At 57.9% G+C, this 19,480-nt stretch carries 17 protein-coding genes and 1 pseudogene; 15 read left to right on the top strand and 3 right to left on the bottom strand.

Annotated elements, in window-relative coordinates; genetic code table 11:
- Nucleotides 1-17 precede the first annotated feature (17 nt).
- The 7 genes from K6N12_RS27485 (at nucleotide 18) to tnpC (ending at nucleotide 11,311) form a co-directional block, all read left to right on the top strand.
- Nucleotides 18-1,283, top strand: coding sequence for an NAD(P)/FAD-dependent oxidoreductase (locus tag K6N12_RS27485; protein ID WP_004671504.1), 1,266 nt, complete (start codon nucleotides 18-20; stop codon nucleotides 1,281-1,283).
- A 296-nt stretch (nucleotides 1,284-1,579) separates the two neighbouring features.
- Nucleotides 1,580-2,545, top strand: coding sequence for a helix-turn-helix transcriptional regulator (locus K6N12_RS27490; RefSeq protein ID WP_008534397.1), 966 nt, complete (start codon nucleotides 1,580-1,582; stop codon nucleotides 2,543-2,545).
- Between the two features lie 292 nt (nucleotides 2,546-2,837).
- Entirely contained in the window at nucleotides 2,838-5,099 is a 2,262-nt protein-coding gene (locus K6N12_RS27495; RefSeq protein WP_008534399.1) for a methyl-accepting chemotaxis protein, read from the top strand.
- A gap of 175 nt (nucleotides 5,100-5,274) precedes the next feature.
- A complete protein-coding gene (locus K6N12_RS27500; protein WP_004671498.1) occupies nucleotides 5,275-8,073 on the top strand; it encodes a sensor domain-containing protein in 2,799 nt (932 codons plus the stop codon).
- A 785-nt stretch (nucleotides 8,074-8,858) separates the two neighbouring features.
- Nucleotides 8,859-9,266 carry an IS66-like element accessory protein TnpA gene (gene tnpA / locus K6N12_RS27505; protein WP_004675073.1) on the top strand — a complete coding sequence of 136 codons (408 nt, stop codon included), beginning with the start codon at nucleotides 8,859-8,861 and terminating at the stop codon, nucleotides 9,264-9,266.
- The gene (tnpB, locus tag K6N12_RS27510) at nucleotides 9,263-9,610 is read left to right on the top strand and encodes an IS66 family insertion sequence element accessory protein TnpB (RefSeq protein ID WP_008536653.1); all 348 of its coding nucleotides are present in this window, start codon (nucleotides 9,263-9,265) and stop codon (nucleotides 9,608-9,610) included. The genes tnpA and tnpB overlap by 4 nt, the downstream gene beginning before the upstream one ends.
- A 45-nt stretch (nucleotides 9,611-9,655) precedes the next feature.
- Nucleotides 9,656-11,311 carry an IS66 family transposase gene (gene tnpC, locus K6N12_RS27515; RefSeq protein WP_018247155.1) on the top strand — a complete coding sequence of 552 codons (1,656 nt, stop codon included), beginning with the start codon at nucleotides 9,656-9,658 and terminating at the stop codon, nucleotides 11,309-11,311.
- 73 nt (nucleotides 11,312-11,384) lie between these two features.
- Here tnpC and groEL read toward each other — a convergent pair.
- A pseudogene (groEL, locus tag K6N12_RS34340) lies at nucleotides 11,385-11,607 on the bottom strand (chaperonin GroEL); the annotation flags it as partial.
- A 294-nt stretch (nucleotides 11,608-11,901) separates the two neighbouring features.
- Here groEL and K6N12_RS27525 point away from each other — a divergent pair.
- Complete coding sequence (locus tag K6N12_RS27525) at nucleotides 11,902-12,822, top strand: ArdC family protein (protein ID WP_004673402.1); 921 nt, start codon at nucleotides 11,902-11,904, stop codon at nucleotides 12,820-12,822.
- A gap of 110 nt (nucleotides 12,823-12,932) precedes the next feature.
- Here the strand turns inward: K6N12_RS27525 and K6N12_RS27530 are convergent, their stop codons facing one another.
- Nucleotides 12,933-13,115: a hypothetical protein gene (locus tag K6N12_RS27530; protein ID WP_016737443.1), complete on the bottom strand. Its 183-nt coding sequence runs from the start codon at nucleotides 13,113-13,115 to the stop codon at nucleotides 12,933-12,935.
- A gap of 768 nt (nucleotides 13,116-13,883) precedes the next feature.
- Entirely contained in the window at nucleotides 13,884-14,255 is a 372-nt protein-coding gene (locus tag K6N12_RS27535; protein ID WP_004673403.1) for a hypothetical protein, read from the bottom strand.
- A gap of 98 nt (nucleotides 14,256-14,353) precedes the next feature.
- Here K6N12_RS27535 and K6N12_RS27540 point away from each other — a divergent pair, with 98 nt between their 5' ends.
- The 7 genes from K6N12_RS27540 to K6N12_RS27570 are packed head-to-tail and all read left to right on the top strand — an operon-like array spanning nucleotide 14,354 to nucleotide 19,480.
- Nucleotides 14,354-14,890 carry a hypothetical protein gene (locus K6N12_RS27540; RefSeq protein WP_018446357.1) on the top strand — a complete coding sequence of 179 codons (537 nt, stop codon included), beginning with the start codon at nucleotides 14,354-14,356 and terminating at the stop codon, nucleotides 14,888-14,890.
- Nucleotides 14,891-14,893: 3 nt separating this feature from the next.
- Nucleotides 14,894-15,535, top strand: coding sequence for a lysozyme family protein (locus K6N12_RS27545; RefSeq protein ID WP_004673406.1), 642 nt, complete (start codon nucleotides 14,894-14,896; stop codon nucleotides 15,533-15,535).
- A 14-nt stretch (nucleotides 15,536-15,549) separates the two neighbouring features.
- Nucleotides 15,550-15,849 carry a TrbC/VirB2 family protein gene (locus K6N12_RS27550; protein ID WP_004673407.1) on the top strand — a complete coding sequence of 100 codons (300 nt, stop codon included), beginning with the start codon at nucleotides 15,550-15,552 and terminating at the stop codon, nucleotides 15,847-15,849.
- 5 nt (nucleotides 15,850-15,854) lie between these two features.
- Complete coding sequence (locus K6N12_RS27555; RefSeq protein WP_018247156.1) at nucleotides 15,855-16,193, top strand: VirB3 family type IV secretion system protein; 339 nt, start codon at nucleotides 15,855-15,857, stop codon at nucleotides 16,191-16,193.
- The gene (locus K6N12_RS27560; RefSeq protein WP_004673411.1) at nucleotides 16,186-18,552 is read left to right on the top strand and encodes a VirB4 family type IV secretion/conjugal transfer ATPase; all 2,367 of its coding nucleotides are present in this window, start codon (nucleotides 16,186-16,188) and stop codon (nucleotides 18,550-18,552) included. Before K6N12_RS27555 ends, K6N12_RS27560 begins: the two co-directional genes overlap by 8 nt.
- On the top strand, nucleotides 18,549-19,250 hold the full coding sequence (gene virB5, locus K6N12_RS27565; RefSeq protein WP_004673414.1) for a P-type DNA transfer protein VirB5: 702 nt from the start codon (nucleotides 18,549-18,551) through the stop codon (nucleotides 19,248-19,250). The genes K6N12_RS27560 and virB5 overlap by 4 nt, the downstream gene beginning before the upstream one ends.
- A complete protein-coding gene (locus tag K6N12_RS27570) occupies nucleotides 19,247-19,480 on the top strand; it encodes an EexN family lipoprotein (protein ID WP_004673415.1) in 234 nt (77 codons plus the stop codon). Before virB5 ends, K6N12_RS27570 begins: the two co-directional genes overlap by 4 nt.

Below are 19,480 nucleotides of genomic sequence, written 5' to 3' on the forward strand. Positions count from 1 at the left end.
GGTTTGAGGGAGACGAAATGGATACGCATCGAGTTGTCGTAGTCGGCGGTGGCTTTGCCGGACTCCAGTTAGCGAAGGACCTCAAGTGTCCCGACACTTCCATAACGATCGTCGACAGGCGCAACCATCACCTCTTTCAACCGCTCCTCTACCAAGTTGCCACGACTGTATTGGCAACCTCGGAGATAGCCTGGCCCATCAGAGCATTGTTCAGAGGACGAAAGGATGTATCGACGCTGCTGGGCGAGGTTGTTGGCGTTGATACCGAGGCACGCGTAGTATCGCTCAAGGATGGGAATGCTATTCCCTATGACACGCTCGTTCTCGCGACAGGTGCAAGGCACGCCTATTTTGGCCGGGACGAGTGGGAGCCGTTTGCGCCCGGGCTAAAGGCACTCGAAGACGCGACGACCATCCGGCGGCGGCTTCTTCTCGCGTTTGAGAAGGCCGAATTGGAGGCTGATCCCGAACGGCGGAAGGCAATGCTCACGTTCAGCATAATCGGAGCAGGCCCGACAGGCGTGGAGATGGCTGGGATTATAGCGCAACTGGCCCAACGAACCCTTGTTGAGGAGTTCCGTAGCATCGACACCAGATCGGCGCGCATCCTTCTCATCGAGGCAGGTCCACGTGTCCTACCCGTGTTCCCGGAAGCACTTTCGAGATATGCCGAGCAGTCGCTAATCAAGATGGGCGTCGAAGTGAGAACAGGCATTCCCGTGACGGCATGCAACGAGAACGGCATCGCGATCGGAGATGAGTTCGTTTCAAGCCGGACCGTCATCTGGGCTGCGGGGGTGCAAGCGTCGAACGCCGCCGCCTGGGTCGGTGCTGAAAAGGACAGGGCGGGTAGGGCGGTCGTGCAGCCAGATCTGACTGTTGGCGGTAAGCCCGAGATTTTTATTATTGGAGATACTGCCTCCGTGAAGGCCGCTGATGGAACACCCGTCCCCGGAGTGGCTCCCGCCGCCAAACAGCAAGGCAAATATGTCGCTTCGGTAATTGAAGCACGACGTCTGGGTACACCCACTCCAAGTGCGTTCAGATATAGGCATCTGGGAAACCTGGCTACCATCGGGCCGAATTCGGCTGTTATCGACTTTGGGAAGATCCGGCTCAAGGGCGGAATTGCATGGTGGATTTGGGGGCTTGCCCATATCTACTTCCTGATAGGTACGAGGAGCAGATTGGCAGTGGGACTAAGCTGGCTATGGATCTTTGTTTCCGGCCATCACTCCGCACGTTTGATCACGCAAAAAGAAACCTTAAAGGATGAGGTTTAGTCGCTAGCGCGAGCACGCCCGAGTCTGCTGGGCCGTGAATGGAGACCATCAAAGGCCAGACATTTGGGAATCGGTTGCGAAGCGATGGTTGGCAGCAGGTAACAATTCTGTCGGAGTTCCATATATAACAATGATTGATCTTCGCACTATCAACTTAGGCGACTTCGACTGCGTCGAATTCACGGCGAGGACTGGCCGCGACAAGTCAATTGCCCTGTCCGCCTGTCGTTAGCGATAGGCGGGCCTCATGCTTGAATACCGTTTCGGGAAGGAAGTGATGATGTGGAGAGTTGAGAGTGTCCCCCTCTAAGATTGACCATTTCTCGCTCAAAGGTACCTGCAGCGAGGAACTCGCGGCAGCGCTTTCGAGGCTTTCCCCGCAATCTGAAGCGCATGTACATGGCGATAAGACGATCGCCTACGATGTACATGCGATTACCAATGGTCCGATTGCAGTTATTGCCGCGCACTACGAGGGCGACCTAACCGTCCAGCACCGGGGACCGGCGGAGGCAAACATCATCATGCTTCCACTACATGGGCGATCGGTCGTTACCGTTGACGGCAGACAAATCCCGTCAGAGGGAACGCGGGGCGTTTTCGTGAACAGTATGTCGGCGAGTACGACCCAATTCATTGGGCCCAGGAAACATTTGGGGCTTAGGATCGCCCATGATGAGCTGACGCGCCGTTTGGGATGTCGGCTCAATACGCCAATAAGAGGCAGCCTCGATTTTTCGCCAGAAATCGACCTATCGGTCGGGTTCGGCTCCCTTTTGGTTCAACTGGTACCAGTGCTGTATGCTGGATTACGAGACGGAACCCTCCTTCAATCACCGATAGCACTTCATCACCTCACTGAAACGACGATGGAGCTTTTGATCGAAGCTGCGCAGCATCGCTACTCATCTGAGTTATGCCGCGTTGCTGAATCACCCTTACCCAAGGCCGTTAAGCGGGCGGTCGACTATATGCGTGCCAATATTACTCGGCCGCTATCTCTTGAGGAAATCGCAACGGCTTGTGGCGTAAGCCGACGCACTCTTCAAAGCGGTTTTCGCAACTTTCGGAATACGACCCCTCTGGCATTCCTGCAGCACCTACGGTTGGAATTAGTGCATCAGGAACTGATGACAGGCGAACCTGGCCTCTCGGTCACGCAGGTCGCTCTGAAATGGGGCTTCGTGCATAGAGGCAGATTTTCTGCGGACTATCGCAAGCGCTATGGGGTACTTCCCTCGGAAACATTGCGTATATCATAAGCAGATTGCGCCGACCGAGCTACGATCAGCCGGCACGCTCGACCGTCCTCAAGGCTTGCAGCAACAGCACTCTCCAGAAAAGCCGACTGCCTCGGCCCAAGATCTGTCTTGCAGATGATCCCCTGAACGCGACGATGTTCCGATCTGCGCAACGCAGTTCAAGACCACTACAGGGGTTAATCTTATAGTAATTATGCCGAGGTCATCTCACACATAGCGGTCAATGTCGCAATGTTCTGGACCGCGTCGCTAATGGAAGCCGGTGTAATTTATAGTCGTCTATGAGGAACATATGTCGAGACTGCCGCTATCTCTACTTTTAATGATTTTGGCAATTATCCCGTTGACGGCGTTCGTAATCATCGGAGTATCAACATCACTGGGATATTACCGAGAATACTCTACCTTCCGCAGCGCACAAACAACGCAGCGACTTGGGCGGGAAGGCGGATTCCTCGCCCAAGCTATAGCGGCGGAAGCGTTTGCAGGCGCCGACGTGCGTCGGGCAAAGCAAGCTGCATCGGACAGGGCTTTTACAGCGGTCTTTTCCGCTTACGACTCTTGGAAAAAGGCATTCGACGATCCGGCCATAGAACGGGCGGTACAGATCATTCGTGAAAGGCGGGACAATATCGATAGCTTCCGCCGGCGCGTCGATGACGGAACGGCTAGCGAGGCGGAGGGAGCTGTTGCTTTGCGCCCAGCTGCCCTTGCGGGCTTGGAGCTCGTCCGTCGCACTGGGGCGACTGTCAATGATTTGGATTTAGCACGCCAAATTACCGGTTTTCACGCGCTCATGCAGATCACGGAAGCTAGTTTGCTGGAGATCAGGCCCGGCCGAGCCTACGTCAAAAATTCAGCCATGTCCGTCGATCTATTTTCGTCCCTCTTACAGTCAAAAAATCTAAAGCAGCTTTATGTGCCTGCGATGCAGGAATTTCTCCCCGCCGATCTCGTCAAATCTTATGACGACTTCGAGGCCAGCGCCGCAGGCAAGTTCATCGCGGGCGTTCGCGATCAGATGTATGCAAACCAGCCGGGCGTTTCCTTCCCCCCCGAGACGTTGGATCGATGGAATGAAATCACCCAACAGCGGGCTGCTTTGTTGACCGCACTCATTATGCGCACCGGCGACGAGTTGGACGAGATGGCATTTCAGCGTTACGCCGATCTTCGCAATGCCTTTATCGGCTACTCCGGCGCCACGCTTCTGATCATGTCTACGGTACTCATTTTGTGCATTTCGGTCGTTCGGAGAATTTCAAGCTCCATTCGGACTCTGACAAGCCGAATGAAGGCACTCGCAGAAGGCGATACGTCGGCGCCGGTGCCCTTGACGATCCGACGCGACGAGATCGGGGACATGGCGCGTTGCCTTGAGTTTTTCCGCGGCGCGGCCATACAGAAAAGTAACCTGGAGACATCCGCGGAAGCTGAGCGCATTCGTTCTGACCAAGAGAAGCTGGATATTCAGGTAAGGGCGGAAAAAGAAGCAGAAGAGCGCCTCATCCGAGCGACGACGGCATTGGCAACCGGGTTGAAGCGGATGGCGGATGGAGACTTGATTTATGAAATTGAGGAGCCGTTAGCGCCACAGTTTGAAAGTTTGCGCAGGGATTTCAACGCTTCCATTCGTCAGCTCCGGGACGTGCTTGTTACCGTCGGCCATTCAGTCGAAACGGTCACGAATGGCAGCTCGGGCGTCTCGGCCGCATCTGAAAATCTTTCAAGACGCACGGAGCAGCAGGCGGCTTCGCTCGAGGAAACTGCAGCGGCGTTGGAGGAGATAACCGTCAACGTTGCATCGACCACGAAGAGGACGGCTGAGGCGCGCGGAGCCGTCCAACAGATGCGAGATCATGCGGAAATGTCCGGTCGGGTTGTACGCGATGCTATCGGCGCCATGAATCGCATTGAAAACTCCTCCAAGCAGATTTCCCAGATCATCAGCGTCATCGACGCGATCGCCTTCCAAACGAACCTCCTGGCGCTGAACGCCGGCGTCGAAGCAGCGCGTGCTGGCGACGCGGGAAAAGGCTTTGCGGTTGTTGCCCAGGAGGTCAGGGAGCTTGCACAGCGCTCAGCGACAGCGGCAAAAGAAATCAAGGATCTCATCGGCAATTCAGCTCTTGCCGTCGACGAAGGCGTAAGGCTCGTGAGTGAAACCGGATCGGGCCTGAGAACGATTGAAGAGCTTGTGCAGGATGTAAATCTTCATATGGACGCAATCGCAACGGCCTCCCAGGAACAATCGTCGGGCCTGCGCGAGATCAACGGCGCGGTTAACCATATGGACCATGCCACTCAAGAAAATGCGAGCATGGTCGCGGAGATGAATACTGCAGGATCGCACCTCGCTCAAGAGAGCCAAAGCCTAGCCGCACTGTTGAAACATTTCCACTTCAAAGACGAGAGCGGGAAGCCACAGAAGGTCACGGGCGAACTTGGGAAGAGCTTCCCGCCCGGTCAGACAATGGTTGACCGCGGAGACTATCCGATGCGCCGTGGTAACCTGGTGCTCGCGCCTTCGAATGATGATTGGCAAGCGTTCTAAATGATATGGGCGGCGTCGCCGACCACATGCAAATACACGTCTTTGATGATTCTGAATGAGAGCGATATCCCGGTGGGGTAGCGGCATGGTACTCCGCCAAATGACTTGTGCGGTCCTAACAAAATGCTGGCTTGACGCATGATTGCTCAGCCACGTGACAAAGCAGGACAGGCACATGAAACACGTACGTCAATCGGAACGCACATCCCGCCCCGAACAGCCTGTGGAAGTGCAGATGCCGACTGATGCTCAAATCGACCAGGGGCGTGGAGCCTTCCGCAACGCGGTCAATGCCAGCCCTCCGCTTGCCACGGGCACGGCCCCGCCATTTTCGGAAGCCTCCGTTGTCCGGCCATCGCACGGTCACGACGCAGATGTCGCAAGTCTGAAGCAACCGTTTGAGAAGGCTTTCCGGGCGAATCCGCGGCATCCTGCGACAAACATCGACTTGCCATTCAACGCCGAAGAGATGTCCAGTGCCGTCGTACTCGACGCGATCCCGTTACCCGTCTTCTTCAAAAACAGAGATGGGATACACCTTGGTTGCAACAGGGCCTTCGAAAGCTTCTCCGGCCGCTCAAAGGGAGATATTATCGGAAAAACCGTTTTCGATTTGGTGCCCGCACCCATAGCCGAGACGTATGCCGCGTTGGACGAGGCGCTTTTTGCAAATGGCGGTGTTCAGCAATATGAAGCAAAGGCCACCACCGAGAATGGTGGTGTCGTTGATCTTTTACTCAGCAAGACCGCAATCACTGATATCGCTGGTAACAGGATCGGCTTGGTTGGCGCGATGTTGGACATCACAGAGCGAAAACGTGCGGAGCATGATCTCAAAGAGGCTCTTGAATTCGCAGAGGGAATTATTGCCGCCATTCCTGACGTTCTGTTCGAGGTAAATGCCGACGGTCGCTACCTGCAGGTCTGGGCAAGGAATCAGGAGATCCTGGCGCAGCGAAAAGAAGTGCTGCTCGGCAAGCTTGTCCGCGATGTGCTCCCTCCAGATCAGGCCGACATCGCTATGCTGGCTCTTGAAGAAGCCGATGAAACCGGCGCCTCCTACGGTCGTTGTGTCCGTATAGCCCTACCAAACGGCGAATCCCGTTGGTTTGAACTGTCGGTCGCAAGGCGACCAAGCAGCAATCACTCAACCGTCACTTTTCTGGTGTTATCTCGCGATATTACCGAACGAAAGCACGCCGAGGGCACGACTATTGAAGCTCGGGCTCGCCTCCTAAGTGTCCTGCAGACCATTCCGGATATGGTATGGCTGAAAGACGTAACAGGCAAATATCTGTTGTGCAATCATGCCTTCGAAGAATTGGTCGGCAAGGCAGAAGCGGAAATCGTCGGGAAAACGGATTATGACCTGTTTACTCCCGAACTCGCCCAGTTTTTTCGTGACAAGGATGAGGAGGCCATGCAAGCCGGCCGTATTCTCATCAATGAGGAACGGTTTACCGCTCACGAGGACGGTCGATCAACGCTTTTGGAGACTCGTAAGGTTCCGGTATTCACGGGGGGAAAGCTGATGGGGATCCTCGGCGTCGCCCGCGATATCACCGAACTGGACACGTCCCGTAAGAAAATCCATCAGATGGCATTCTACGATTCTCTGACCGGCCTGCCTAACCGGACACTTTTCAATGAACGGCTACGCGAGATGATCGGGGACGCGGCTTCGGCGGGCCAGCGAGCCGGGGTGATGCTGATCGATATGGACCATTTCAAAGCGATCAATGACACTATGGGACATCCCGTCGGTGACGAGTTGCTGCGGCAGGTGGCGACACGCATGAAAAAAGGCGTCCGTGCCAGCGACACCGTGGCGAGACTCGGTGGAGATGAATTTGCAGTCTTGCTGCCCAATGTTCAGGACAATGACGATTTGGCTCAAATTGCCAGCAGAATGCTTGCCGCATTCGGCGAACGCTTCATGCTTTCCGACAGGGAGATCTTTGTATCCTGCAGCATCGGGATATCGGTATTTCCAAATGACGGCGACGCTCCCGACGATTTGGTGAAATATGCGGATTCTGCGATGTATTTGGCGAAGCGCTCGGGGCGTAGCAACTTCCGCTTCTACTCAAAGGATCTCACGATTGGGGCTGAAAAGCGCCTAGCGCTAGAATCAGACCTACGCCTAGCTTTGAAACATGAGCAACTTGAACTCCATTATCAGCCAAAGGTCCTATTGGACAACGGAAAGGTGATCGGTTCAGAAGCACTGCTACGATGGCATCATCCGAAGATGGGAATGATCCCTCCGGGAGAATTCATAGGTGTCGCCGAGGAAACGGGATTGATCATCGATCTTGGACGATGGGTGCTGCATGAGGCGTGTTGCACGGCTGCCGTCATGAATGCAGATGGACTGCCCCCGCACAAGATTGCGATAAATTTGTCTCCTAAGCAGTTTCAATGCCCGCGTTTGTCGCAAACGGTGGCGGACGTATTGCAGGAAACCGGTTGTCGTGCGGAGTGGATCGAGGTTGAAATAACTGAGAGTCTCCTGCTCCATAACTGCGAGGGCGTTTCGACGACACTCTCTCAATTGCATGCGAGCGGAATTTCCATAGCGATCGATGATTTCGGCACCGGCTACTCATCTCTGAGCTATTTGGCTAACTTTCCCATTGATACCCTCAAAATTGACCGGTCATTCATCAATCGATCCGACAAGCGAAGTAGAGAACTGGTCAAGGCAATTCTCTCAATTGCGCGCTGCCTAGGGCAAAATGTAGTCGCTGAGGGCGTGGAGACGGTCGATCAAGAAAAATTCTTGGCTGAAAGCGGCTGCGCTGTGGCACAGGGGTTCTACTATAGCAAGCCCATCCCGAAGTCCGAACTTCTCGCTGCAAACGCAGTGCTCGAGTTCTCTCGCGGTGATTCCCATCTTACGCCGATGCCCGCAGAGGAAGGGGTGGCACTCATGCGCTTGCCTCCCGCATCTGTTGGGACCCGAACCGCGTGAAGCCTACGGCTAACAGCGCGCAGGATCCACGCCACCTGCGGCGCTGTTTATACCGCACTCATCCAACGGAAGCCCAAACTACTCTGGGCGATTGGATAAAACGCGGACCAATAGGAACTACTTAAAACTTCAGGTGCTTTGATGTTCCGAAATATGCAGGCCCTGTACCGAATTGCGCGACGAAACATACGTTGACGTGTTTTCGCTTTCGATTGCCATTGCAAAGACTTGCCCAGTACAATCTACTATTCTGCGTCAATATCGTCAAAAGCATAACCGTGCAAAAGCTCATCCCATTTCCCCATCCGAATAGAAGTTCTGCGGATTTGAAAAGTTCAACTGCGAATTCGAATGGCTCCGGACATTTCGACATCATCCAATCGCTGAAATCGGAACTTCACGATTTGGCTAGTGCCGTAAATCAGTTGGAGGCGCTATGTGAGTCATACCGATCCCAAGCTGATACGTGCTCGCAACCTGACTGAACGACTGAGCGTCCGCGCTTGTCATCGTATTCCCTATGACCCTCTCTGGGCGTGGCGGCCAGTGGTTCGTTGAATCTTGCCAAACGTTCCCGGATCCCACCACTTCCCGAACACGGGAGCTTCAATTCGATCAACTCGAAACTTTCGGCCATTTGAACGGGTGGCGGAAAAAAACGCCAGCGATTGCGCCGTGATTTCGTAATGGTTCTGCCTATTTGCTGAGTAAGCCCACGGTGAAGGCCGTCTTGCGATAGAGGGCTTCTGACTGCCAGTCCTAGTGGTAACACTAGGAGTAGTCATATGACGAAGCATCCAATTGAGGTGATCACGTCTGTAGAGCGCCGTCGGCGCTGGTCACGCGAAGATAAAGAGCGCCTTGTCGCTGCATGCTTTGAGCCAGACGCGGTCATCTCCGAGATTGCCCGCGCGGCCGGCATCCATGTCAGCCAGTTGTTCCGTTGGCGCAAAGAGCTTTGCCGGATCGAGGAGCCAAGGTCTGATACGGCGACTTTGGTGCCGGTGATCGTATCCGAGGCCGCTTCGACAGTCTCTCCCGTTCAACCGGAATCGCCCACCACATCCCACCCTCGTCGGAAGCGTAGCGATGTGACAATCGAGCTTGGACGGGGTCGGCGCGTGCGCGTGGATAGCGACATCGATACGGATGCCCTTGGCCGGATTCTCGATTGCGTGCTGGGGCTGCGATGATTCCGGTTCCGAGTGGCGTGAAGGTCTGGCTGGCGACAGGCCACACCGATATGCGAAAGGGCTTCCCCGGTTTGTCGTTGATGGTGCAGGAGGCGCTGAAGCGCGACCCGATGTGTGGACACCTGTTCGTATTCCGCGGCCGCGGTGGCGGTCTGATCAAGGTGATCTGGCATGACGGCCAGGGCGCTTGCCTGTTCACGAAGAAGCTGGAGCGCGGCCGCTTCATCTGGCCATCAGCGGCCGATGGCACGGTGGTGATCACGCCTGCGCAGCTCGGTTATCTGCTGGAAGGTATCGACTGGCGGATGCCGCAAAAGACCTGGCGGCCGACGTCGGCCGGATAAGCAAAAACACTGGAATGACAGGGTCGAATATGATTCCATCCTGTCATGAGCAATGCGACCGAAGAGCTTCCGGACGACCTTGCCAGTGCGCTTGCACTGCTGGCCCAGGAACGCGCTCGACGTGTCGCAGCCGAAGCAGAAGCAGCGACCTCCAAGGCAGAAGCCGCCAGCGCAAAGGCACTCGTATCGCATTCCGAGGCGCTGATCGCGCGGCTGAAGCTGGAGATCGACAAGGTTCGCCGTGCACTCTACGGCAGCCGGTCCGAGCGCAAGGCGCGGCTCCTGGAGCAGATGGAACTGCAGCTCGAGGAGTTGGAAGCGGACGCCGGTGAAGATGAACTGGCGGCGGAGATCGCAGCCAAAGCTTCAGCCGTCAAAGCCTTCGAGCGCAAGCGTCCGTCACGCAAGCCCTTTCCCGAACACCTGCCGCGTGAGCGCGTCGTAATCGCCGCTCCCACGAATTGCGCCTGTTGTGGATCGGTTAAACTGTCGAAGCTTGGCGAAGACATTACCGAGACCTTGGAAGTCATCCCGCGTCAGTGGAAGGTCATCCAGACGGTGCGGGAGAAGTTCACCTGCCGCGAGTGTGAGAAGATCACGCAGTCACCCGCACCCTTCCATGTGACACCCCGCGGTTTTGCCGGGCCGAACCTGCTGGCGATGATCCTGTTTGAGAAGTTCGCCCAGCACCAGCCGCTCAATCGCCAGAGCGAGCGCTACGCCCGCGAGGGCGTCGACCTCAGCTTGTCGACGCTGGCCGATCAGGTTGGAGCATGTGCCGCGGCGTTGAAGCCCATTCACTCCCTGATCGAGGCGCATGTCCTTGCTGCCGAACGTCTGCACGGCGACGACACGACCGTGCCTATCCTGGCCAAGGGAAAGACCGATACGGGCCGCATCTGGACCTATGTCCGGGACGATCGGCCGTTCGGAGGGCTCTCTCCGCCGGCGGCCCTTTACTATGCCTCGCGGGACCGACGGCAGGAGCATCCGGAGCGCCACCTGAAGACCTTCAACGGCATTCTGCAGGCGGACGCCTATGGCGGCTACAATCCGCTGTTCAAGGTTGATCGCGATCCAAATCCTCTAAGGCAGGCGTTTTGTTGGGCACACTCGCGGCGTAAGTTCTTCGTGCTCGCCGACATCGCCGCAAATGCCAAGCGTGGAAAGAATGCCGCGCCGATCTCGCCTATGGCGCTCGAAGCCGTCAAACGGATCGACGGCCTGTTCGATATTGAGCGCGAGATCAACGGGCTTACGGCCGATCAACGCCTGGAGCGTCGCCGGAGAGACTGTCTGCCACTCGTCGATGATCTGCAGGTCTGGCTTCAAACCGAGCGGGCAAAGCTCTCACGCAGTTCTCCGGTGGCGGAGGCGATCGACTACATGCTCAAGCGCTGGGATGGCTTCACATCATTTCTGCAGGACGGCCGGATTTGCCTGACGAATAATGCGGCAGAGCGAGCGCTCAGAGGCTTTGCGCTCGGCAGAAAATCCTGGCTCTTCGCCGGATCAGACCGCGGTGCAGATCGTGCGGCCTTCATGGCCACATTGATTATGACGGCAAAACTCAACGACATCGATCCGCAGGTGTGGCTGGCCGACGTTCTTGCCAGCATCGCTGATACGTCGATTACCAGGCTGGAGCAGTTGCTTCCGTGGAATTGGACGCCGCCGACCGTCAACGCTCAAGCGGCCTGACCTGCGGCCTTCACCGGAGGCTTACTTTGCTGAAGGCGGTCGGCCGATTGGAATGCTCCATCAGACCTCAACTTACCGGCAGCAAGGACTGCAGGTTCGATAGCTTCTTTTCGTGGATGAGGATATACGGATCCTCGAACTCTACCCGCATCTTGTCCTGGTTGGCGACGAAGTAGGGGCTGAGGTACGGGTCGAATGCATGCGCGCGAAGACTACGAGTTTGGTCTCGGCGGTCTTGGCTTCCTCGACGAAATGGCACTCTCGTTGCTAACCTTCTCCATTGCGTCGACGAGGAACGGCCGCGCAAGGTCGATGCCACGCTTCGGGTCCATCGATTCATCCCGGACGCTCCCGCCTTGCGTAATAGACTGGATTTTTCATTTCTGCCTGGGTTTCAAACCTGTCTCGCCGTGGTGTTGCTGCATCCCGTCCTGCCCCGGCTTTTGGTCCTGCCAGGCTCGCGCTGCCCGCAACGGCTTTGCCGTCCTTCACTTCGTTGCGGCCCTGCGGGTGCTGGCCGCACTTGCAGCCTGGCTTTTGGACCGCCGTAGCAGGTCGCGATGGCCGCGACCTCGAACGGAGGTTCAGAGATGAACAGGCAGCAATCCAATCAACGATCCGATATCTACAGCCGCATCACCACCAAGATCATCGCCGATCTCAAACAGGGCGTCCGTCCATGGACCAAGCCATGGACGACGGGAGGCTGGACAGCCGAGGTCAGCCGGCCACTGCGCCACAATGGCCAACCCTACACCGGCATCAATGCTCTGCTCCTCTGGTCTGAAGCCATCGCCCGCGGCTTTGCATCACCAAGGTGGATGACGTTTCGCCAGGCAATCGAGCTCGGCGGCGCCGTCCGCAGGGGCGAAACCGGCACGACCGTCGTCTTCGCCAGCTCTTTCATCCGCGCCGAGACGACGGAGACAGGCGCCGAAATCGAACGCGACATCCCCTTCCTGAAAACCTACACCGTGTTCAACACCGACCAGATCACCGGCCTTGATGGCCTTGCCCATTCCATCGCGCCTGACCAGGATTGGATGAGCCGCATCGGTGCTGCCGGCCGCTTCTTTGCCAATACCGGCGCCCTGATCCGCCATGGAGGATCGGCGGCCTATTATGCTGCTGCCCGTGACTACATCCAGATGCCGTGCTTCGACGCCTTCCGGGACGATGCATCCTATGTCGCCGTTCTCAGTCACGAGATGACGCACTGGACCGCTGCACCGCGAAGGCTCGATCGGGATCTCAGCCGCTATGCGAAAGACAGGAGCGAACGCGCCCGCGAAGAGCTCATTGCCGAACTCGGCAGCTGCTTTCTCTGCGCCGATCTTGGTATCGTCCCCGAGCTCGAACCACGCCCCGACCATGCAAGCTATCTCGATGACTGGCTCAAGGTTCTCGGCAGCGACAAGCGTGCCATCTTTTCAGCGGCAGCTCATGCCCAGCGCGCGGTCGACTATCTGCATGACTTGCAGCCGGACCTCAACGAGGAGGAGGCGGCGTGAGCCGTCTCCTTCTTAGCCACCCGGACGCCGCCCACTGCCGCGACCCGACGGCCGCAAGCTCCTATCCCGCGAACCGGCGTCTAAAATCGTCAGGCATTGACCTCGCGCAGCTAGTGGGGCGTGTTCACCGGCATATTGAAGTGACGCGCGAAGTATTCCGACGGCGTCGTCATGCGGCCCGTGGTGAGAACCAGCGCATCCCCTCGACCGTCGATGCTGAAAATCACGCGACTGTGCAGGCTTGCAACCTCCTCCGGCAGATCCTCCCTTAGCATCGCGATGGCGGAAGCCATCGTCCGCCGAGGGCGAACGAGAACGATGTCCCGCGCGAACGAGTCGTCGTGCGTAGCATCGAGAGAAGCGTTGATGACAGCGGGTCGTCGGATGATCTATTTGGAACTAGCAAAAAATATTGCTTTGATAAATTTGCGCTGACAGCTTTGGCCGCGGCCTCAACACGAGCGGGTGCCTGCAGCCGCTGGCGCGCATTGGAAAGATGGAGGCGGACGGTTTGAATGGATAAGTTTCAGTCTCCTATGGATAGCACCGTCACTATCGCCGTCGGATAAAAGCTGCAAACAACGTCTTTCCTGTTTCGTCAGATCCTGCCTGGGATTAGCGATCTCTCCGTCCAAACGCGTTGGACCCGTTCATGAAATCTGTTTTCGCTTGGCGCGTAATGCCGGATAGACACTGGAGAGCCAACCATCGGCGCCCTCACCGGTAGGTCATGTTCCAGCCGAGTTCGCCGGTGCGCAACGCGCTCCATATGCTGAGCGGCGACGGAGATAGGGAACGCACGGGCGGGGGCAGTCGGTCCCGCCTCCCTTGACGGCCGCTATGCTGAGGCTCCTGCGGCTGCCCTTGTTCCGCCCTTAGCGTGGCGAGAATTCCCGAAATCCGCCTCACGGCGCCGCTATGCTGATTTCTCCGATACTCTTCATTGTTTGATTGCAACCCGCCTGCGGACGGGTTGCCTGATCGTCCCTGATGACTACCGGCAGCCATGCGATCGGGCTGGCGGATGATTCGCATCTCACTCCATTAAAGCCGAAGATCAGTCAGTTTAACCCCGCCTCCTGGCTGGCGCGGAAAGAGCTCAGCTTGCTCAGGAGGTCCTGAGAGATCTCGAATTGCCGCGCCGTCCCCCGGCCCATGGCGTTCTTCCCCATCGTCTCCACCAGCATTCCCCGCTTTACCAAAAGGTCGACCGTCTCCTTCACACCGCTGCGTGTTAGCTCGGTAATCTCAATTATATTAGAGAGGGTTAGCTTCTGATGGGCCTGAGTCATCGTATAGAGGATCGTCATCATGCCGATCTGCTTCAGCCTCGCCTGCGGGGTCTCGTCCTCCAGCGGATGGTCGAGGATCTCATGGAGAATGAGTCCCGAGAAGGCAAGGTTGTGCCATTGCGTTTTAATCGCGCTTGTCATGTCATTTAACTATGTTATATACGACAGTATAAACGCGGGCAGGCAGATTGAGTCTCCCGAAACGCAATAGGGCGCCATCGTCTCGAAGGATCCTGTTCATGAAAAGCCTTCTCCTGAATTCACTGCTTACGGTCTGCTTCGTTGCGCCACCCTATCTTATTTTCGGCAGTAAAGCGCGGGCCGAGGATTGGGGATGCCAGGTTATTCTATGCCTTTCCAATCCCGGCGGGCCGACGCAATATGCAGAATGCCGGCCGCCGATCCAGAAGCTGTGGCGGGAGCTTGCCGAGGGGCACTCATTCCCGACCTGTAGCGGCGTCGGTTTTCAGAGTTCGCGGCCTGGCTATGAACCCTATTATTGCGATGCGGGGTACAAGCTCACGACTGATAGCGGTCGCGGCGGTCGGCAAGCAACCTGCGTATCGACATCGCCGCAGCCGGTGAGCAACAGCCTCTGCTGGGATGGGAACGACTATACTTCCCGCGACAATTCGGTCCTGTCGCCACATTGGCAGCGCGTGGACGGGCACCGCCAGTGCATCGGCTATCCGACAACGCGCCCGAATGTGCGATCGCAGCCGCACTATGTCGATGTCACCATCGACGGCGCCGGTAAACAGCGCGTTTGGTATTGACCGATGGGTGCTGCATTCGTCGAAATCGCGCAAACCTGCGCGCCGATGGTTCAGGTGGAGACGCTGGCCGGCATTGTCAGCCTTGAGAGCCGGTTTCAGCCCTTCGCCATCCGCATCAACAGCGGCCCACCACTCGCTGCTCAACCCGCATCGAAGGCGGAGGCGATCGAGGTCACGACGTCTCTGATTGCCGATCACCAGGATATTCAGATCGGGCTCGGCGGTATCGCGATAGAGGCGCTTCAAAAATTGAAGCTATCCGTCGCCGACGCCTTCGATCCCTGCATGAACCTCAAGGCCACGGCTACGCTTCTCGACGGATACTACCGCGCCGCATTACGCGCGGGGGATCCGGCTCAGGCCGAAAGGGTGATGCTCCAGTCCTATTATGGCCGCGATGATCGATCCCTCGGCGCCATGGTCAAATATGACGAGCAGGTACGCCAGGAAGTAAAGCAGTTATCGCCGACGCTTGCCTCGCTCACCATCGGCGAACGAGGTGACCAGGCCGGGTCTGGCGTGCCGACGCAAGATGAGGCGCCGCCGGCGCTTGCGAAACAATCCTCCCAAACCGCTGAGGCCGCATCCTGGGATGTTTTCAGCTCAGGGCGGCGATCCACGGTTCTCGTTTTCCAGAATGATTGATCGGAGCAAAGTGAATGATCTCCAAAGCCAGCCTTCGCCCCTTTGCCGCATCCACGCTGATGGCGGCCGCCATTGTCATCTGCCTGGTCGAGCCGGCCTTCGCCCAGGCCGCCGGCATCGAAACCGTGCTGCAGAACATCGTCGACATGCTGACCGGCAATATCGCCCGTCTGCTGGCGGTCATCGCCGTCATCATCATCTGCATTGCCTGGATGTTTGGCTACATGGATTTGAGGCGGGCCGGCTTCTGGATTATCGGGATCGGCGGCATTTTTGGCGCCACCGAGCTGGTCAACACCATCGTCGGAGGCTGACGGGCATGGCAAACGCTCCCAGCCTCGAAGAAGACATCCTGTTCCTCGCCTGCACCCGCCCGGCGACGATCGCAGGCGTGACGATGGAGGCGATGGGCGTCAACATCATGCTGACGACCATTCTCTACATCACAGCGGGGTCGATCGCCTATGCGCTGATCGGCGTCGTCTTCCACGTCGTGTTCCGGGCGCTCGTCAAGCACGACCACAACATGTTTCGGATCCTGATTGCGTGGATCGAAACCCGTGGCCGCTCCCGCAATGCCGCCTATTGGGGCGGCGCCACGCTCTCGCCTCTGACGCTCACCCGACGTTATGACGAAAGGGATCTCAGCTTTGTCTAACATTGCGACGCTCCGGTCGCGCGAGCTCGGGCCGGAAACCTTCATCCCCTATGTCAGGCATGTCGACGAGACGACCATTGCGCTCGAATCCCGAGCGTTGATGACGATGATCGCTCTCGACGGCGTTTCCTTCGAAACTTCGGACGTCAGGGACCTCAACGACCTGCACCGCAGCCTGAACACGCTCTATCGCAATATCGCTGACGAGCGGCTGGCGCTCTGGACGCATCTGGTGCGCCGCCGCGACAATGCTTATCCCGAGGGACGCTTCGCCAATCCCTTCTCCGACGGTCTGAACGCGCGATACCGCGAGCGCATGGTGAGGGAAGATCTGTTTCGCAACGATCTTTACCTCACCCTTGTCTGGCATCCCGGCCGGGATCCTGCCGAAAAGGCGGCCAAGCTTCTCTCCCGGCTGCGCAAGGCCCGCCGATCCGATACCGAGCTCGACGGGCAGGCCCTGAAGCATCTGCGTGACCGCGTGGCGGATGTCGTCGCCGGCCTGAAGCGCTTCGAGCCGCGGCTGCTCACCCTCCACGAACAGGACGGGATCCTGTTCTCCGAGCCGAGCGAAGTGCTCCACCAGATCGTCGGCGGCCGGCGGGAGCCGATCCCATTGACGGAGGGACGAATTTCCTCGGCAATCTATTCCGACCGGGTCATTTTCGGGCGCGAGACCGTCGAGATCCGTCACGAGGCCGACAGCCGCTATGCCGGCATGTTCGGCTTCAAGGAATATCCGGCGACGACGCGCAGCGGCATGCTCGACGCTATCTTGACCGCACCTTTCGAGCTTATCCTGACGCAGTCCTTCGCTTTCACCTCAAAGGCCGATGCCCGCACGATCATGGGCCGCAAGCAGAACCAGATGGTCAGCGCCGGCGACAAGGCGGCCTCACAGATCGAGGAACTCGGCGAGGCGATGGACGATCTCGAATCCAATCGCTTCGTTCTCGGGGAACATCATCTTGCGCTTGCCGTCTTCGCGCCCTCGGTCAAGGAACTGACTGATCACATGGCGAAAGCGCGGGCCTATCTCACCAGCGGCGGCGCGGTCGTCGCCCGCGAGGATCTTGGGCTCGAGGCTGCCTGGTGGGCGCAAGTGCCGGGCAATTTCCGCTACCGGGCGCGCTCGGGAGCGATCACGTCGCGCAACTTCGCAGCCCTTGCTCCCTATCATTCCTATCCGGCGGGCAAGAAGGACGGCAACGAGTGGGGACCGGCGGTCGCCATGCTCAAGACCGCGTCCGGCTCGCCCTTCTATTTCAACTTTCATCACGGCGATCTCGGCAACAGTTTCGTCTGCGGTCCGTCGGGTGCCGGCAAGACGGTGCTCTTGAATTTCATGCTGTCCCAGCTCGAAAAGCATGACCCGCATATGGTCTTCTTCGACAAGGACCGTGGCGCCGATCTCTTCGTGCGGGCGGCCGGCGGCACCTATCTGCCGCTGAAGAATGGTGTCGCCACCGGCTGCGCGCCGGTGAAAGCACTGGAATTCACTGCGGAAAACAAAGTATTCCTCACCGGTTGGATCGCCAAGCTGGTCCGATCCGGATCTGGCGAATTGTCGATCACCGAGTTGCGCGACATCACCTCGGCGGTCGACGGGGTGGCGGACCTGCCGGTGGAGCGTCGCTCCATCGGCGCCCTGCGCACCTTCCTCAACAACACCGATCCCGAGGGCATTGCCGCACGTCTCCGACGATGGGAAAAGGGCGGCCCGCTCGGCTGGGTATTCGACAACGAGGCTGACGATATCGGCATCGGCGCCAGGTTCATCGGCTACGACATGACCGATTTCCTCGACAATGAGGAGATCCGCACGCCGTTGATGGCCTACCTGTTCTATCGGATCGAGCAGCTGATCGACGGGCGTCGCATCATCATTGTCATCGACGAGTTCTGGAAGGCGCTGCAGGACGAAGGCTTTCGTGATCTCGCCCAGAACAAACTCAAGACGATCCGCAAGCAGAACGGTCTCATGCTGTTTGCGACCCAGAGCCCGCGCGATGCCATCGTCTCGCCGATCGCCCACACGATCATCGAGCAGTGCCCGACACAGATCTTTCTTCCGAACCCGCGCGGCGACCGCGCCGACTATGTCGACGGCTTCAAGCTGACGGAGCGCGAATTCGAGCTCGTCTCGCGCGAACTCTCCGTCGAGAGCCGCCGGTTCATCGTCAAGCAGGGGCACAACAGCGTTGTCGCCGAGCTGAACCTCAACGGCTTCGACGACGAACTTGCCATCCTCTCCGGCCGGACCGCCAATGTCGAGCTTGCCGATGCTATCCGTTTGGAGATCGGCGAGGGACGGGAGGACTGGCTTGCCGTGTTTCATCAGAGGAGGAAGACAGCATGATCCGAACAGGAACGATGCGGCCATTGTTTGTATCGGCCGCTCTTTTGGCGTCGGCGATGCTAGCATCGGCGCAGGGCATCCCCGTCATCGATCAGACATCGATCGCCAAGCAAATCGAGAGCATCGCGCAGCTGAAGTCCCAGCTCGACGCCTTGAACCAGCAGCTCCAACAAGCCCAGCAGCTCTACGGCTCGCTGAACAAGATCACCAACATGGCCGACGTCGCCAACCTGCTGAACGATCCGTCGATCCGCAAGGCGCTTCCGCAGGACTTCAACGCGATCGAGGGGCTGTTCAAAGGTTCCGGCAGCGGCGTCTTCGGTAGTTCCGCTTCCAAATTCGTTCAAGACAATTCCACCTACCGCACCGATGCCGACGATTTCTATGCGCAGGAACTGTCGCGCATCCAGAACCAGAACGCCGGGCAGATGAGCCTCGGCCGGCAGATCTACGATGCGGCGACCAAGCGCATCGGCGGCATCGATGAGCTTCGCCAGAAAATCTCCGGTGCTGCCGACGCCAAGGACATCGCCGATCTGCAGGCCCGCCTCCAGGCCGAGACCGCCTTCTTGCAAGCCGACGTCCTGCGCATGCAGGGCCTGCAGATGGTCCAGCAGGCTCAGGTGCAGGTCGATGACCAACGCAAGGCTGAGGACTGGCGCAAGCGAATGGACACGATGGGAGCGGCGCTGAAATGAAGTGGCTTCTTTCTAGCGCGGCCATGCTTTTACTGGCGGCCTGCTCCCCACAGGCGGATAAGATTTACACCGTCGATGAGCTCATGGCGGACGATGGTCTGCTCGCTAGGATTATCGGCGAATGCCGTAACAATCCCGGAGAACTCCGCGATACGCCCAATTGCCGCAACGCCGAGGCAGCCGACGGCAAGCTGCGGCTGGAGCGGATGGGCAAATCGTTGGGAGGCTGA

This window comes from Rhizobium redzepovicii, from assembly GCF_019793435.1.
Lineage (GTDB): Bacteria > Pseudomonadota > Alphaproteobacteria > Rhizobiales > Rhizobiaceae > Rhizobium > Rhizobium redzepovicii.

What these genes read in the sequence shown, in the direction of transcription:
- K6N12_RS27485 (WP_004671504.1), top strand. Translation starts at nt 18, where the DNA reads ATGGATACGCATCGAGTTGTCGTAGTCGGCGGTGGCTTTGCCGGACTC.
- K6N12_RS27495 (WP_008534399.1), top strand. Translation starts at nt 2,838, where the DNA reads ATGTCGAGACTGCCGCTATCTCTACTTTTAATGATTTTGGCAATTATC.
- K6N12_RS27500 (WP_004671498.1), top strand. Translation starts at nt 5,275, where the DNA reads ATGAAACACGTACGTCAATCGGAACGCACATCCCGCCCCGAACAGCCT.
- tnpA (WP_004675073.1), top strand. Translation starts at nt 8,859, where the DNA reads ATGACGAAGCATCCAATTGAGGTGATCACGTCTGTAGAGCGCCGTCGG.
- tnpB (WP_008536653.1), top strand. Translation starts at nt 9,263, where the DNA reads ATGATTCCGGTTCCGAGTGGCGTGAAGGTCTGGCTGGCGACAGGCCAC.
- tnpC (WP_018247155.1), top strand. Translation starts at nt 9,656, where the DNA reads ATGAGCAATGCGACCGAAGAGCTTCCGGACGACCTTGCCAGTGCGCTT.
- K6N12_RS27525 (WP_004673402.1), top strand. Translation starts at nt 11,902, where the DNA reads ATGAACAGGCAGCAATCCAATCAACGATCCGATATCTACAGCCGCATC.
- K6N12_RS27530 (WP_016737443.1), bottom strand. Translation starts at nt 13,115, where the DNA reads ATGGCTTCCGCCATCGCGATGCTAAGGGAGGATCTGCCGGAGGAGGTT.
- K6N12_RS27535 (WP_004673403.1), bottom strand. Translation starts at nt 14,255, where the DNA reads ATGACAAGCGCGATTAAAACGCAATGGCACAACCTTGCCTTCTCGGGA.
- K6N12_RS27540 (WP_018446357.1), top strand. Translation starts at nt 14,354, where the DNA reads ATGAAAAGCCTTCTCCTGAATTCACTGCTTACGGTCTGCTTCGTTGCG.
- K6N12_RS27545 (WP_004673406.1), top strand. Translation starts at nt 14,894, where the DNA reads ATGGGTGCTGCATTCGTCGAAATCGCGCAAACCTGCGCGCCGATGGTT.
- K6N12_RS27550 (WP_004673407.1), top strand. Translation starts at nt 15,550, where the DNA reads ATGATCTCCAAAGCCAGCCTTCGCCCCTTTGCCGCATCCACGCTGATG.
- K6N12_RS27555 (WP_018247156.1), top strand. Translation starts at nt 15,855, where the DNA reads ATGGCAAACGCTCCCAGCCTCGAAGAAGACATCCTGTTCCTCGCCTGC.
- virB5 (WP_004673414.1), top strand. Translation starts at nt 18,549, where the DNA reads ATGATCCGAACAGGAACGATGCGGCCATTGTTTGTATCGGCCGCTCTT.
- K6N12_RS27570 (WP_004673415.1), top strand. Translation starts at nt 19,247, where the DNA reads ATGAAGTGGCTTCTTTCTAGCGCGGCCATGCTTTTACTGGCGGCCTGC.